Below are 16,223 nucleotides of genomic sequence, written 5' to 3' on the forward strand. Positions count from 1 at the left end.
TCATCCCACCTGGCAGAGCTGTGCGGCCGGGTCGGGCGCCCAGCACGGCACTTTCAGCTCGTCGAGGATGCCTTGCAGCACCCGGGCCTGCTGATCCAGCGTGGAGCGGATATCCGCCCCGTCCAACACGATCGAACGGAAGCTGTCTTTGAAGACCTTGCTCACCTCTCCTTCACGCTGACCCAGACCCACCGGCGGCAACGAGAGAATGGCGCCGGGCGCCTCCTGCTGCTTGCGCACCGCGTCGGCCTCGAGCTGGACAGCCGGTGGCAGATCGGCGGGGATCGCCGTGTCGACCGCCGGGAAGAAGCCGTTGGAACGAAGCAGCCGCAGTTGGGTTTCCGGGCGGGTGAGCGTGCTGATCGTCCGCTGCGCGAGTTCGGGGTCCGTACTGCCCTTGGGGATCGCGAGCCCGGCGATCACGGCCATATAGCCGAGGCCGTGTGCGCCCCGCGGCGCCGGAAGCATCCGCCAGTCGCGCGGGTCGCGCTCGGGCGCGTGGACCAAGCGCACGACGTGGTCCCACGCCATCCGCGCCTCGCCGCTGTCGAGCGGCTCCTGCATGAAGTCGAAATTCGTGCTCGACTGGACGCAGTTGGCCCACAGCTCACGCAGGTACTGCCAGGCCGTCACGGCCTCGTTCGAGCGGAACGTGGTGATCTGGCCGCCGGTGAACGAGGGCAGCAGGAAGCCCTGGATGAACCGGTGCAGCAGGCCCTTGGGGCCCGCGGGCAGGCCGAGCACGGGGCGATTGCCATTGGCGCGGCGCGCGGCGACGGCCCAGTCGAGGAACTGGTCGTAGGTCAGCGACGCGGCATCGACTCCGGGCGGCAGGTGTTCGAGCGCGTCCGCGTGCGCGGCGAGGACGTAACTCGCCGTGGCCCATGGGATGTACCACGTGCGGTCGGTGCCGACCTTCGCGAGTTTCAGGTATTCCGCCGACCAGCCGCGGGCGCCGAAGTCGGCGAGCAGACCGGTGAGGTCTTCCAGGTAGCCGTCGGCGAGCGGGGCGAGGTCGCCGTGCAGACCGCCGAGCAGACCGATCTTGGTCGCGCCGGCGTCGACCTGGCTGCGCACCTGGCTCGCGAACGGGCTCTCCTCGATGGTCACATAGCCGACGCCGGGCGCGGCGGCGGCCAGCAGGGTACGGAAACGCTCGGCCTCGTCGGCGGGACGGAACTGGGTGGACAGGAAGATCATGCCGCCGTTGCCGCTGGTCGCGAATCCGGTACAGGCCGCGGCGGACAGGGCCGCCGCGCCCGAGCCCACCGCGCGCAGGAAGGATCTGCGCGTCGAACCGGATACCAGCATGCATGGCTCCTGTTAGGGCACAACGGGTTTCAGACTTTTGTCAGGTTGGTTAACATAAGTGCGCTGAGAGATATTGTCAATATGCCCGCGACACCCTCCAGCCCCACTTCGCCAGGACATGTGCTCGCCCTGCTGCGCGCCACGGGGCCGCTGACCCGGCTCGAGCTGCAGGAACTCGCGGGGTTGTCGCGGGTGACGCTGACCGAGCGGCTGGAGGCGCTGCGTGGTCTCGGGCTCGTCCGCCACGCGGGGCACAAGGAATCGAGCGGAGGACGACGCGCCGAAATGCTCGAGGTCGACGACACCGGAAGCACCGCGCTCGTCGCCGATCTCGGACAGAGCCATGCCACGCTGGCCGTGGTCGACCTGCGCGGGACGGTGTTCGCGAGAGAACACCGGCGGTTGCCCCTGCGGCACAGTCCGACCGAGGTCGTGCCGATGCTGCTCGACACGGGAAGGAAGCTGTTGCGGCGGACCGGGCGATCCGAAACCTTGTGCGCGATCGGCCTGTCGGTGCCGGGCCAGATCGACCACGACAGCGGAGTGACCGTCGCGCCGCCGACCATGCCGGACTGGAACGGCGCTGCGCTGCGCGAACCGTTCGCCGACGCGCTCGGTGTCCCGGTGCTGCTGGAGAACGACGCGAATGCGCTGGCATTCGGCGACTTCCGCGCGCTGGACCGTCCGGCCGCGACCCTCGTCGGTGTGAAGGTGGGGACCGGAATCGGTGCGGGCGTGGTGATCTCCGGGCGCGTGCACCGTGGCGTGAGCGGCTCGGCGGGCGAGATCGGGCACCTGCGGATCGAGGGCAGTCGGCAGCTCTGCAGCTGCGGCCGCCGTGGGTGTGTGGCGGCGGGCGCGGGCGGGCAGGCGCTGGCCCGGGAACTGGGCGTACGCACGACGGCCGACGTGGTCCGGCTGGTCGGCCACGGCAGCCCCGAGGCGATTCGCTCGACCGAGCGGGCCGGGCGCCTGGTCGGTACCGTGCTCGCGACGATGGTGTCGATCGTGAATCCGGCCCATGTCCGCGTCGGCGGGGCGATCGGGGTGCTGCCGCCGTTTCTCGAGGGGGTGCGGCGCGGCGTCGAGTCGAACGCGCACCCGAGCGCGTTGCGCGATCTCGACCTCGGCCCCTCGCGGCTGGGTGAGAACGGCGCGTTCGTGGGGCTGGCGGGTCTGGTCGCGGACGAGATGTTGTCCCCGGCGACCGTGGACGCGATGGTCGCCGCGCGACAGGAGGTGTGATCCGCTGCGGGCCTTCCCGGCGTATGCGCTCGGCACGGCGGGTAGCGAAGCCGTGCCCGGCGCTTGGTTCGCGGTGGCGGCGAAGGCGGTCGAGTCGGAGGTTGCCGGGTTGTCGCCCTCAGAACACCCGGTTGTCCATATCGGGCCGTACATCGCAGATGGCATGCCGCGCCAGCCATTGCGGAGGTGGGTAGCTACCGTTAGGTTCATCCCATGAGTTCCGCCTTTCCGCATTTGCTGTCGCCGATCGAGCTGGGGAGGGTGAAACTCCGCAACCGAGTTGTCATGGGCTCCATGCACACCGGGCTGGAAGATCGGGCCTGGCACATCGACCGGCTGGCCGCGTTCTTCGCCGAACGCGCCCGCGGCGGCGTGGGGCTGATCGTCACCGGCGGCTACTCCCCCAGCCGCGACGGATGGCTGTGGCCGTTCGCGTGCGCGATGCTGGACGAGACCGACGCCGAGCGGCACCGCGTGATCACCGACGCCGTTCACGAAGCGGGAGGCAAGATCGCGCTGCAGATCCTGCACGGTGGGCGCGATTCGAACATCCCCACCAATCTGGCGCCCTCGGCGGTGGCGTCGCCGCTCACCGCGTTCGAACCGCGGGCGTTCACCGAGCAGGAGATCGAGACCACGATCGCCGATCACGTGCGCTGCGCGCGGTTGGCGCGGCTGGCCGGATACGACGGCGTCGAGATCATGGGCGGCGAAGGCTTTCTGATCAACCAGTTCCTCGCGCCGCGCACCAACACCCGGACCGATCGCTGGGGCGGATCGGCGGCGAACCGGCGGCGATTCCCGGTCGAGGTCGCCGCACGGACCAGGGCCGCCGTCGGCGACGACCTGCTCATCATGTTCCGGATGTCGCTGGCCGAATTCGTCGAGGACGGGCAGACCTACGCCGAGATCATCGACCTGGCGAAGGAACTCGAAGCCGCCGGAGTCGACGTCATCAACACCGATATCGGCTGGCACGAGTCGCGGGTGCCGACGATCGTCACCTCGGTGCCACGTGCCGCGTTCGTCGGATACACCGCGGCGCTCAAGGAACATGTCTCGATTCCGGTGTGCGCGTCGAACCGGATCAACATGCCCGAGGTCGCCGAGCAGATCCTGGAGCGCGGCGAGGCGGACCTCATCTCGCTGGCCCGCCCGCTGCTGGCCGATCCGGAATGGGTGAACAAGGCCGCCGGATCGCGGGTGGACGAGATCAACACCTGCATCGCATGCAACCAGGCCTGCCTGGACCACACCTTCACCCGGCAGACCGTGTCCTGCCTGGTGAATCCCCGCGCGTGCCACGAGACGCTGCTGCAACTGCTGCCCACCAGGCGCGCCAAGCGCGTCGCCGTCGTCGGCGCCGGTCCCGCCGGGTTGTCGGCCGCGATCGGCCTGGCCGAGCGCGGGCACCAGGTGGAACTGTTCGAAGCCGAGGACCGGATCGGCGGACAATTCGACCTCGCCCGCCGCATCCCCGGCAAGGAGGAGTTCGACGAGACGATCCGGTATTACCGGCGCAAACTCGAACTCACCGGCGTCACCGTGCATCTGAATGCCCGGGCCACCGCCGAACAACTCGCCGCGGGTGGCTGGGACGAGGTGGTGCTGGCCACGGGCGTGCGCCCTCGAATTCCCGCGATCCCCGGCATCGATCACCCCACGGTGCTGTCCTATCCGGAACTGATCCGGCAGGAGAAGCCCGTGGGCAACCGGGTGGCCGTCGTCGGTGCGGGCGGAATCGGGTTCGACGTCGGCGAATTCTTGACCGCGGTCCACCAAGGCCCCCTCGCGCTCGACGAATGGCGCGACGAGTGGGGTGTCACCGACGACATCCACGCTCGCGGCCAGTTGCGAACCCCTCGGCCTGCCAGGGCGATCCGGGAAGTGACCTTGCTGCAACGCAAGTCGGGGCCGTTCGGACTGACCTTGGGTAAGACGACCGGCTGGATCCACCGCGCCGCGCTGGACGCGCGCGGAGTCCAGCAGATCGGCGGGGTCAACTACGAACGGATCGACGATCGCGGACTGCACGTCAGCTTCGGTCCGCAGCGGCAGGCGCCGCGCGTGATCGAAGTGGACAACGTGGTGGTGTGCGCGGGCCAGGAATCGGTCCGCGACCTGCACGGCCAGCTCGAATCGCGTGGCGTGCGGGTGCATCTTATCGGCGGCGCCGACGAAGCGAAGGAGCTCGACGCCAAGCGCGCCATCCAGCAGGGCACTCAGCTCGCGGCCGAACTCTGAATCCGCACGGCCCGGGGACCTGGTCCCCGGGCCGTCGGAATTCACCCGTTGCCGCCGCCCATCCGGACGAACGTGGCGGTCGCGGTCGCGTAGACCTTCCCCGCGGCATCGACGAGACGGCTCTCGGCGGTGGCCGTCGTCCGGCCGACGTGCACCGCCTCCGCGACCGCCTCCAACGCCCCCTGGTTATGCGAGACCCCGCGCACCAGATTGGACGTCATGCTCACCGTCGTGAGCATGGACTTGTCCTGCACCGACAGTTGCACCGCACCCCACATCGCGACGTCGAGCACCGTGCCGACCACGCCGCCACCGACCACACCGAGGAAGTTCACATGCCGCTCGTCCGGGGTGAGGCGCAGCGTCATCCGCCCCGGCGCGGCGTCGACGACCTCGATGTTGAGTAGTTTGGCCAGTGGCGGCAGCGGCAGTTCGCCGGTACGGATGCGCTCGACGAGTTCGTCCCTGGTGAGCTGGATCATGCCCAGCACGGCGATGCCGGGGTCGTCCCACTCCAGGTGCAGCGAGCGCACGCCATCGGTCACTTCGATCGCCGACACGTCGTCGGATGTCATGGCCTTCCTCTACTTTCCGCTGATCTGCTGGTCGATGAGAGCGAACAGTTCGTCCGCCGTGGCGGCCGCCTCGACGGCGTCGCGGCCCTGATCGGCGACCGGCGCGGGCTCGGGCGCGGGTTCGTCGATGGCGTCGGTCAGCGTCGCGCGGATCCGCTCGGCCAGCCGCGCCTTGTCCTCCTGCGACGGCAGGGTCGCCAGCAGCGCGGCGAGCGCGGCGATCTGGTCATCGATCGCCGAGGTGGTCGCGGTCGCTTCCCATTGCGACCGCAGCAGTTTCGCCACCGCGCTCGCCGTCGGGTAGTTGAACACCAGCGTCGAGGGCAGTCGCGTGCCTGTGCCCTCCGACAGCCGGTTGCGCAGCTCGACGCCGCCGAGTGAATCGAAACCCATCTCGTTGAACGGAGTTTCGGGATCGATCGCCGCCGCGGACTGGTATCCCAGCACCGCCGCGGCGTGTTCGCGGACGAATCCGAGCACCAGCGCGTCGCGTTCGTCCTCCGGCGCGGTGGCGAGCAGGTCGGCCAGCAGTCCGCCGGTGGCCGTTGCGCTGGAGACCCGGCGGGCGCGGCCGACGACCAAGCCGCCCAGCACTTCGGGCAGCAGCCCCGCACGCGCCTGCGCGGCCAGGGCGGACTTGTCGAATTCGACGCAGGCGACCATGGCCGCATCCGTGGCGAGCGCCGCGTCGAACAGCGCCGTACCGTCGGAGTCACCGAGGATCCGCAGACCCATACGCTCCAGCCGCGCCAGCGCGGCCCGGTCCATTTCGGCGGTCATGCCCGTGTCCTGGTTCCACAGACCCCAGGCGACCGACAAGGCGGGCAGCCCCTGCGCTCGCCGGGCCTGCGCGAGCCCGTCGAGGAACGCGTTCGCGGCCGCGTAGTTGCCCTGTCCGGGCGATCCGAGAATCGCCGCGGCCGAGGAGAACACGACGAACGCGGCCAGGTCGTGGCCCCGGGTGAGCTCGTCCAGGTGCAGCGCGCCGTCGACCTTGGGCGCGAGTACGCGATCGATCCGCTGAGCGGTCAGCGTCTCGATGGTGGCGTCGTCGATCAGGCCCGCGGAGTGGATCACCGCCGACAGCGGGTGCTCGGTCCCGATCGACTCGACCACGGTGGCCAAGGCCGCGCGATCGGCCACGTCGCACGCGGCGACCCGGGTGCGCGCACCGAGCCGTTCCAGCTCGGCGATCAGTTCCGCGACACCGTCGGCCGCCGCGCCGCGCCGCGACACCAGCAGCAGATGCCGGACACCGTGTGCGGTGACCAGGTGCCGCGCGATCACCGCGCCCAATCCGCTGGTTCCGCCCGTGATCAGCACCGTGCCATCGCCGAAAGCGCTCGTGCTGCGGATGTTTTCGGGTTCTTCGGTAGGTACGTCGCCATAGGCCAGGCGCGGGAGGTAGATCTCGCCCGTGCGGACCGCCACTTGGGCGTGCCCCGATTCCAGCACGCCGAGCACCGTCGCGGCGTCCAGGTCTCCGTCCTGGTCCAGCAGCACGATACGACCCGGCTGTTCCGACTGTGCGCTGCGGACCAAACCGGTGACGGCGGCGGCGGCCAGATCGACCGGTTCTCCGTTCAGGCCCGTCGCGCGGCGGGTCGCCACCACGAGGCGAGTGTCCGCCAGCCGCTCGAGCGACAACCAGGAGCGCAGCAGCTCCCAGGCGGTGCGGGTCGCCTCCCGCACCGTCCCGGGCTCGACCGGGTCAGCGGTGGCCGCAGGTCCCTCCGGGAGCGACCAGACGACGATATCCGGAACCTGTTCGGCCGCAGCGACTTCCGACGCGTCGAGGTAGTGACGGTCGACACCGGATACTCGCGCCTGCCCCATCGTCGCCACACGGTCGGGCACCGCCCGCAGCGCGGGTAGCTCCGCGCGCGTCCAGCTCAGCGTCAGGGGTGCCGTACGGCGTCCCGGATGCGCCGCGCCCAGCGCGTCGGCCGCGATCGGACGTGCGGAGACCGCATCGATGCGCGCGACGAGCGAGCCGGTGTCGTCCGCGATGTCGATCGTGACCTGCCCCTCGGCATCCCGGACGACGCGAACGCGCGCCGCGGTGACACCGGAGCGCCACAAGCGCACACCGGTGAAGGAGAAGGGCAACGGCACCTGCCCGGCGGGCAGGTCGCCGATCAGCTCGCCGAGCGCCGCGTGCAGGCATGCGTCCAGCAGCGCCGGATGGATGCCGAACGGAGCCGCCGCGACGCCCACGGATTCGTCGAGGGACACCTCGGCGAAGGTCTGCTCGCCGCGCGTCCACAACGCGGTGACGCCCTGGAAACCGGGACCGTAGTCGAAGCCGCGCTCCGCCAGCCGGTCGTAGAGCGACCCGTCCGACGGCTCCGCGCCGGACGGCGGCCACACCGGTTCGCTCCACACCGGCGCGTGGTCGTCGTCGGCGGTGGTCAGGACGCCGCTCGCATGCCGCACCCACGGGTCCGTGCCGTCGGACTCCCGATCGGCCGCGCGGGAGTGCACGGCGAATCCGCGCCGCCCTTGCTCGTCGCGCGCCCCGACGCTCAATTGGAGCTCGATCTCGGCGGTCGCGGTGAGCGGCAAGGGAGCTTGCAGCAGCAATTCGCCGACCACCCCGGCGTCCACCTGCGCGCCCGCGGCGAGCGCCATCTCCGCGAAGGCCGTCCCGGGCAGCAATACCGAGCCGAACACCGCGTGGTCGCCGATCCACGGCTGGGTGCGCGCGGAGAACCGGCCGGTGAACAACCATTCGTCCTTGCCCGCGACCGGCACCGCGCTGGTCAGTAATGGATGGCCGAACGAGCCGGTCACGACTTCGGGAGCCGGTCGCACCCAGTACCGGCGGCGCTGGAACGCGTACGTCGGCAATTCCACCCGTGCGTCAGCTCCCGGCAGCAGCGACCGCAGCCGCACCGGTGCGCCTGCCGCGAAGGACTGGGCGAGGAGCGTGACGAACTGGGTCACCTCGTCGACCGAACGCCTGGACGAGGCCGCCACCAGTGACTTCGCCGCCACTTCCGGACGCTCGGCCAAGCATTCTCCGGTCATCGCGGTGAGCGCGGCGTCCGGTCCGACTTCGATGAAACGCCGCACCCCGGAGTCGAGGAGGCTGCGCACCCCGGGCGCGAAGCGCACACAGCCGCGCACCTGCGCCACCCAGTAGCCCGGATCGCGTATTTCGTCGCCGGCCCGCGTGCCGGATACATTCGACACGATCGGCACGGTGGGCTCGCGATAGGTCAGTCCCTCCGCCACCGCGCGGAATTCGTCGAGGACGGGTTCCATCAGCATCGAATGGGACGCGTGGGAGATCCGCAGCAGGGTGTGCTTCCGTCCCGCCTCGGTCAGCCGCCGCCGCATCTCGTCGACGGCATCGGCGTATCCCGAGAACACCACCGACTCCGGACCGTTCACCGCCCCGATCGCGAGCCGGTCGGCGAGACCGGTCAGCAGTTCCTCCGCTTCCGTCTCCGACACCGCGGCCGCCAGCATCGCTCCACCGGCGGGCGCCGCGCCCATCAGTCGTCCCCGCGCCGCCACCAGCGCGCAGGCGTCGGTCAGCGACCAGACCCCGGACACGTAGGCCGCGACGAGTTCGCCCAGCGAGTGACCCGCGAGCAGGTCCGGTAGGAGACCGTACGACTCGAGCAGCCGGAACATCGCCACCTCGAAAGCGAACAGCGCGGGCTGCATCCAGTCCATCCGGTCCAGCACCCCGGCCTCGTCGGTGAACATCACCTCCCGCAGGGAACCCCCGAGATGCCGGTCGAACTCGGCGCACACCTCGTCCAGCGCGGTCGCGAACACCGGAAACGCCTGGTACAGACCGGCACCCATACCGACTCGCTGCGCGCCACCACCGGTGAAGAGGAAGGCCGTCGTACCCGGCACGGCCGGTGCCTCGACCGCGTGCGGCGACGTCGTTCCCGCCGCCAGCGCGGCCAGCCCGGCGAGCAGTTCCTCCCGATCGCGGCCGACGACCACGCCGCGGCGATCCAGCAGCGCGCGCGAGTCGAGCAGGGCACGCGCCACCCGCCCCGGGTCGATCTCCAGCGTATCGGCCAGCCAGGAGCGCAAGCGTTCGGCCTGACCGCGCAGGGCTTCCGCGGATTTCGCGGATACCACCAGCGGTACCACGCCGCCCGCTACCGGGCCGGAGTCCGCCGCCGGTCGCTCGGCACGCGTGGACGGTGGCGCCTCCTCGAGGATCACGTGCGCGTTCGTGCCGCTGATACCGAACGACGACACCCCCGCGCGTCGTATCCGGCTGCCCGAGGTCCACGATTCGGCGTCGGTCAGCACGCGCACCGATCCGGCCGACCAGTCCACATGCGGTGAGAGTTCCTCCGCGTGCAGGGTTCTCGGCAGCATCTCGTGGCGCAGCGCCTGCACCATTTTGATCACGCCGCCCACACCGGCCGCCGCCTGGGTGTGGCCGATGTTGGATTTGAGCGAACCGACACGCAGCGGACCTTCCGGGCGGCCCTGGCCGTAGGTGGCGAGCAACGCCTGCGCCTCGATCGGGTCGCCCAGTGTCGTTCCGGTGCCGTGCGCTTCCACGGCATCCACGTCCGACGGCCCGAGCCCGGCATCGGCCAGCGCCGCCGCGATCACCCGCTCCTGCGACGGACCGTTCGGCGCGGTGAGACCGTTGCTGGCGCCGTCCTGGTTCACCGCGCTGCCGCGCACCACCGCGAGCACGTTGTGGCCGAGTCGCCGTGCGTCCGAGAGCCGTTCGACCACCAGGACGGCCGCGCCCTCCGCCCACGCCACACCGTCGGCGGCGGCCGAGAACGATTTGCACCGCCCGTCCGGCGCCAGTCCGCGCTGGCGGGAGAATTCCACGAAAACCGTGGGCGTGGCCATCACCGTCGCACCGCCCACCAGGGCGAGCGAACTCTCCCCCTGTCGCAGCGCACGGCACGCCACGTGCAGTGCCACCAGCGAGGACGAGCACGCCGTATCCACAGTCATCGCGGGGCCTTCCAGACCGAGCGAATAGGCGATGCGTCCCGAGACCACGCTGGCCGCCGAGCCGGTGCCCACGTAGCCTTCGGCCTCGGGTCCGGCCTTGCGGGTCAAGACCTCGTAGTCCTGGTACATCACCCCGGTGTAGACGCCGGTGTCGGTGCCCCGCAGCGACGTCGGATCGATGCCCGCGTGCTCGAGCGCTTCCCACGACACCTCCAGCAGCAAACGCTGCTGCGGGTCCATCGCGTTCGCCTCCCGCGGGCCGATGCCGAAGAATCCGGCGTCGAAATCGGCCGCGTCCGTCAAGAACCCGCCCTCGTTCACGTAGGAGGTTCCGGTGTGTTCGGGATCGGGATCGATCAGGCGATCGAGATCCCAGCCGCGATCGGCGGGAAACTCGGAAATGGCGTCCGTCCCCGAGGCCACCAGGTTCCACAGATCGTCCGGCGACGCGACTCCGCCGGGGTACCGGCAGGCCATGCCGACGATCGCGATCGGTTCGTCGGCTCGCGCGCGCTTCCGCGTCGGGCGGACGCCCTGCCCCGCGCCGTCGATCCGGGAACGCAGCAGCCGGGCGACCGCCGCGGACGTCGGGTGATCGAAGGCCAGCGTCGACGGCAGACGCAGACCGGTGGCCTTGGTGAGGCGGTTGCGCAGGTCCACCGCGCCCAGCGAATCGAAGCCCAGTTCGCTGAACGGCTTGTCGGCCTCGATCTGTTCGCCCGTGGCGTGTCCAAGTACCTCGGCGACCTGATGGCGCACGAAATCCAGCACGATCGCGTCGTGCCGGTCCGGTGGCGCCGACGCGAGCCGCTCGGCCAGTTCGCCGCCGCCCTCGGCACGGCGCGGTGCCGCTACCAGCGAACGCAGCAGCGGCGGCAGCAGATCCGCGCGGGCCTGCGCGGACAATGCCGCGGTATCGAAGTCCACGGCGGCGACCAGCGGCATCTGCGCGCCCGCCGTCCGGTCGAACAGCGCGAGCCCGTCGGACTCGGCCAAGGGGCGGAAGCCCATGCGGGACAAGCGGTCCAGGCCCGCGCGTCCCAGTTCGGCGGTCATCCCGCCGCTCTGGTTCCACGGGCCCCAGGCAACCGAGACCGCGGGCAGGCCCGCCGCAACGCGCCGCCGGGCCAGCGCGTCCAGCACCGAGTTCGCGGCGGCATAGTTGCCCTGGCCCGCCGAGCCAAGGACCGCCGCGATCGAGGAGAACAGCACGAACGCCGACAGATTCCGGTCACGGGTGAGTTCGTCCAGGTGTAGTGCGGCGTCGACCTTCGGCGCGAACACCCGCTCGATCCGGTCGGGCGTGAGTGCGTCGAGCGTCGCGTCGTCCAGGACGCCGGCGGCATGGACGACGGCGGTCAGCTCCGGACCGTCGGCCAGCTGGTCGAGCAGGGCGCGCACCGCGGCGCGGTCGCCGACGTCGCAGGCCAGTACCCGCGGCCGAGCACCGAGTCCGGCCAGTTCGGCCACCAGTTCGCGCACACCGTCGGCCCGTTCGCCGCGGCGTGACACCAGAACGAGATCCCGCACACCGTGGGTCGCGACCAGGTGCCGGGCCACCAGCGCGCCCAACCCACCGGTCCCGCCGGTGATCAGCACCGTGCCTCGGCCCAGGGTGACGGCCGCGCCGGGCGCGTCGTCACGCCGGGCGAGCCGGGGCGCGACCAGCTCGCCGCCACGCGCCGCGAGCTGCGGCTCGTCGGTCGCGAGGGCCGCCGAGATCAGCTCGGGCCCAATGACCGCGTCGCTCTCGGCGTCCACCAGCATGATCCGGCCGGGATGCTCCGACTGCGCGCTGCGCAGCAGGCCCCAGAGCGCAGCGGCCGCCAGATCCGGATCCTCGCCGGGCAGTCCGGCGCCGTTACGGGTCACCGCGACCAGCCGGGTGTCGCCGGACTCGGGGAGGCGTAACCAGGACCGCACCGCCGCCAGCGCGGTGTTCACGCTCCGGCGCACCCGGTCGGCCTCGGTGCTGACGGCGTGCCCGGGACCGGACTCGGCGAACCACACCACGGCGTCGGGCTGCGCTCGGGTGTCCGCTCCCGGGGTGTCGGTATCCGCGGCCGCTACCAGCGCGGCCATATCCGAATAGTGTTCCTCGAAAGCGGATTCCGACGGTCCGCCGACCGCCGCCAGCCGCACCGCGCCGGACCCGGCGCCGGAAGCCACCGTGGCCCACCGCACATCGTAGAGACGGTGGGGTCCGGCGGAGCGCGCGCTGCGCACCGCGTCGCTGTCGACCGGCCGCGCCCGCAGCGCATCGATCGTCAGCAGCAACGCGTCCGTATCGTCGCGGAGCTCTACCCGCGCCCCTTCGGCGCCCGTCCGCCGGATCAGCACGCGTGCCGCGCTCGCGCCACCGCGATACAACCGCACGCCGGTGAACGAGAACGGCAGCGGCGCCTGGTTGTCGGCGAAATCAGCGGACAATAGGTCGACGGCGGCGTGCAACGCGGCATCCAGTAGTGCGGGGTGCACGCCGAAGCGCGAAGCGTCCGAATCGGTCTCGCCGAGCCGCACCTCGGCCACGACGGAGTCGCCGCGGCGCACGAACCGGCGCACGCCCTGGAAGGCGGGTCCGTAGTCGAGACCGCGGGCGGCCAGTTGGTCGTAGAGCGCCGCTCCGGTGGTCGCGTCGTCGTCCTGGAACGGGTCGTCCGTATCAGCGGGCACCGCCGCGTTTCCCGTGTCGGGAGCGAGTACACCGCGGGCGTGCGTGGATCCGGCGGTCGGGTCGCCGACGGCCCGCGAAGCGATGACGAAGCGCCTGCGCCCGGCGTCGTCGGGCGATTCGACACTGATCTGGATATCTACTTCGGTTCCCTCGTCCAGCCGCAGCGGCGCCTCCAGGACCAGCTCGTCGATCGTCCCGGCATCCACTCGCGCGCAGGCTGCCAACGCGAACTCCACGAACGCGGTCCCGGGCAACAGCACCGTGCCGAACACCGTGTGATCGGCCAGCCACGGCTGCGACGCCGTGGACAGGCGACCGGTGAACAGCCACTCGTCCGTACCGGCCAGGGCCAGCGCCGCGCCGAGCATCGGGTGGTCCATCGCCGTCAGTCCGGCGCGGCCCACATCGCCGATGCCGTCGGTCGGCGGCAACCAGTACCGCTGACGCTGGAACGCGTAGGTGGGCAACGGGACCCGGCGCGCAGGCCGACCGGTGAACACCGGGCTCCAGTCCACGTCGGCGCCCGCGGCGTGGGCGGCGGCCAGGAACGCGGTGAACTGTCCGACCTCGTCCGCGCCGCGTCGTGCGGCGGCGACCACCGCGCAGCGGGCCTCGATATCGGGTTGTTCGGTCAAGCATTCGCGGGTCATCGCGGTCAGCACCGCGTCGGGACCGATCTCCAGGAATCGTCGCACCCCGCCGGCGGCCAGCGCCTGGACTCCCGGGGCGAACCGCACGGCCGCCCGGACCTGACGGACCCAGTACTCCGGATCGGTCAGCTCGTCGGCGGCCGGTGCGCCCGAAACGTTCGAGACGATCGGGATCGTCGGCTGCCGGTAGGTCACACCGCGGGCCACGGCACGGAACTCGGCCAGCATCGGTTCCATCCGCGCCGAATGGAAGGCATGGCTCACGCGCAGCCGGTTCGTCCGACGGCCCTGAGCGGCGAAGAGCCGCTCGACCTCGGCGACGGCGTCGGCGTCACCGGACAACACCACGGAAGCGGGCCCGTTCACGGCGGCCACGGACACCCGGCCCGCGTACCCGTCGAGCGCGGCCGACGCCTCCGCTTCCGGCGCCGCCACGGCCAGCATCGCGCCGCCGGCGGGCAGTGCGCCCATCAACCGCCCGCGCGCCGCCACCAGCGCACACGCGTCGGGCAGCGACCACACTCCGGCGACATACGCCGCCGCGAGCTCACCGATGGAATGGCCGAGCAGCACATCCGGTGTCAGGCCGAACGATTCGGCGAGCCGGTACAGCGCCACCTCGTAGGCGAACAGCGCGGGCTGGGTGTACTCGGTCCGATCCAGCGGGCCCGGCGCGCTGTCGCCGTCCGCCGCCTCGGCGCGGAGCAGGTCCCGCAGCGAACGTCCGAGCAGCGGATCGAATTCGGCGCAGACTCGGTCCAGCTCCGCCGCGAACACCGGGAACGTCGCGTACAGTTCCCGTCCCATCCCGGCGCGCTGCGCACCCTGGCCGGTGAACAGGAACGCCGTGCGTCCCGATCCGGCGCGGTCCTCGACCACACCGGGCGCGGAACGACCCTCGGCGAGTGCCGCCAGACCGGCCAGGAGTTCGTCACGGTCGCGGCCGACGACCGCTCCGCGCCACTCCAGCCGGGCACGGGAGGTGAGCAGCGAGTGCGCGATATCCCGGGCGTCCGTTTCCGGGTCGTCCGCCATCCACTGTCGCAAGCGATCCGCCTGCGCCCGCAGCGCCGCACCGGAACCGGCCGACAGTAGCAACGGGATGTGCTGCAGAGCAGCGTGATTCGACCCGGTCCCCGCCGTGGTAGCGGGCTCGGGCTCCCCTTCCGCGGCGGGCTCGGCGGGCGCTTCCTCGAGGACGACGTGGGCGTTGGTGCCGCTGGCGCCGAACGACGACACGCCCGCGCGCCGGACCCGGGCACCGGCGGGCCACGGCTCGCTGTCCCGCAGCAGCCGCACGGTGCCCGCGGACCAGTCCACATGGGGGGTGGGCGCATCGATGTGCAGGGTCTTCGGCAGCATCTCGTGCCGCATGGCCTGCACCATCTTGATCACTCCGCCGACACCGGCCGCGGCCGAGGTGTGGCCGATATTGGATTTCAGCGATCCCAGACGCAGCGGCGCGTCGGCCTGCCGGGCGCCGTAGGCCGCGATCAGTGCCCTGGCTTCGATCGGATCGCCCAGCATCGTGCCCGTGCCGTGCGCCTCCACCGCGTCGACGTCCGCGGGCTCGAGCCCCGCGTCGCGCAACGCCTGCCCGATCACGGCTTCCTGCGACCGGCCGTTCGGCGCGGTCAGTCCGTTGCTGGCGCCGTCCTGGTTGATCGCGCTGCCGCGCACGACCGCCAGGACGGTGTGCCCGAACCGCCGTGCGTCGGAGAGCCGTTCGAGCACAAGCACGCCGAGTCCCTCGGAGAAACCCGTCCCGTCGGCCGCCGCCGCGAAGGCCCGGCACCGTCCGTCGGGTGAGAGGGCGCGCTGCCGCGCGAACGCGATGAGCAGCGACGGGTCCGACATCACGGTGACGCCGCCTGCCAGGGCCAGGGTGGCGTCACCGTTGCGCAGCGCTCGGCACGCGAGATGCAGGGCGACCAGCGATGACGAGCATGCCGTATCGATCGAGACGGCAGGACCTTCCAGCCCGAGGGTGTAGGCGATCCGGCCCGACAGCACGCTGTTGGAAACACCCAGATAGGCGTGGCCTTCCGTTTCGGCCGTGATATTCGGGGAGCCGACGCGGGGCCCGTAGTTCTGGTGGGCAACCCCGGCGAACACGCCGGTGTCGCTACCGCGCAGCGAGGCCGGGTCGATCCCGGCGTCTTCCAGCGCTTCCCACGCCGCCTCTAGCATCAGGCGCTGCTGCGGGTCCATCGCGGCGGCCTCGCGCGGGCTGATGCCGAAGAAACCCGCGTCGAAATCGGCGACGGAATCGAGGAAACCGCCCTCCCGCGTGTAGACCGTGCCCGGCACGTCCGGGTCGGGATCGAACAATCGCTCCAGGTCCCAGCCACGGTCGGACGGATACACCCCGACGGCGTCCACGCCGGCGGCGGCGACGCGCCACAGGTCCTCGGGTGAACGGACGCCGCCGGGGTACCGGCAGGCCATACCGACGATGGCGATCGGCTCCCGTGTCCGGTCGGTGAGTTCGCGCAGGTGTTGTTTGGTCTCGTAGAGCTCCTTCGCCGTCTTCTTGAGATAGCGGCGTAGCTCGTCGGTGTCGGCCAT

Annotated in this window: 5 protein-coding genes; 2 read left to right on the forward strand and 3 right to left on the reverse strand. The window is 71.2% G+C overall.

Going from position 1 to position 16,223, the window contains the following annotated elements:
- Positions 1–1,311 (reverse strand): extracellular solute-binding protein, encoded by a 1,311-nt coding sequence (locus tag ABZW96_RS26780; RefSeq protein WP_355078386.1) that lies wholly within the window; start codon positions 1,309–1,311, stop codon positions 1–3.
- Between the two features lie 81 nt (positions 1,312–1,392).
- Between ABZW96_RS26780 and ABZW96_RS26785 the strand changes: the two genes are divergently transcribed.
- Positions 1,393–2,556 (forward strand): ROK family protein, encoded by a 1,164-nt coding sequence (locus tag ABZW96_RS26785; RefSeq protein WP_355078387.1) that lies wholly within the window; start codon positions 1,393–1,395, stop codon positions 2,554–2,556.
- Positions 2,557–2,769: 213 nt separating this feature from the next.
- Positions 2,770–4,800, forward strand: coding sequence for an NADPH-dependent 2,4-dienoyl-CoA reductase (locus tag ABZW96_RS26790; RefSeq protein WP_355078388.1), 2,031 nt, complete (start codon positions 2,770–2,772; stop codon positions 4,798–4,800).
- Positions 4,801–4,841: 41 nt separating this feature from the next.
- Here the strand turns inward: ABZW96_RS26790 and ABZW96_RS26795 are convergent, their stop codons facing one another.
- Positions 4,842–5,375 carry a PaaI family thioesterase gene (locus ABZW96_RS26795; protein WP_355078389.1) on the reverse strand — a complete coding sequence of 178 codons (534 nt, stop codon included), beginning with the start codon at positions 5,373–5,375 and terminating at the stop codon, positions 4,842–4,844.
- A gap of 9 nt (positions 5,376–5,384) precedes the next feature.
- Positions 5,385–16,223: a type I polyketide synthase gene (locus tag ABZW96_RS26800; protein WP_355078390.1), complete on the reverse strand. Its 10,839-nt coding sequence runs from the start codon at positions 16,221–16,223 to the stop codon at positions 5,385–5,387.

The sequence above is a fragment of the Nocardia sp. NPDC004168 genome, assembly GCF_040610355.1.
In the GTDB taxonomy this organism is placed as follows: Bacteria; Actinomycetota; Actinomycetes; order Mycobacteriales; family Mycobacteriaceae; genus Nocardia; species Nocardia sichangensis.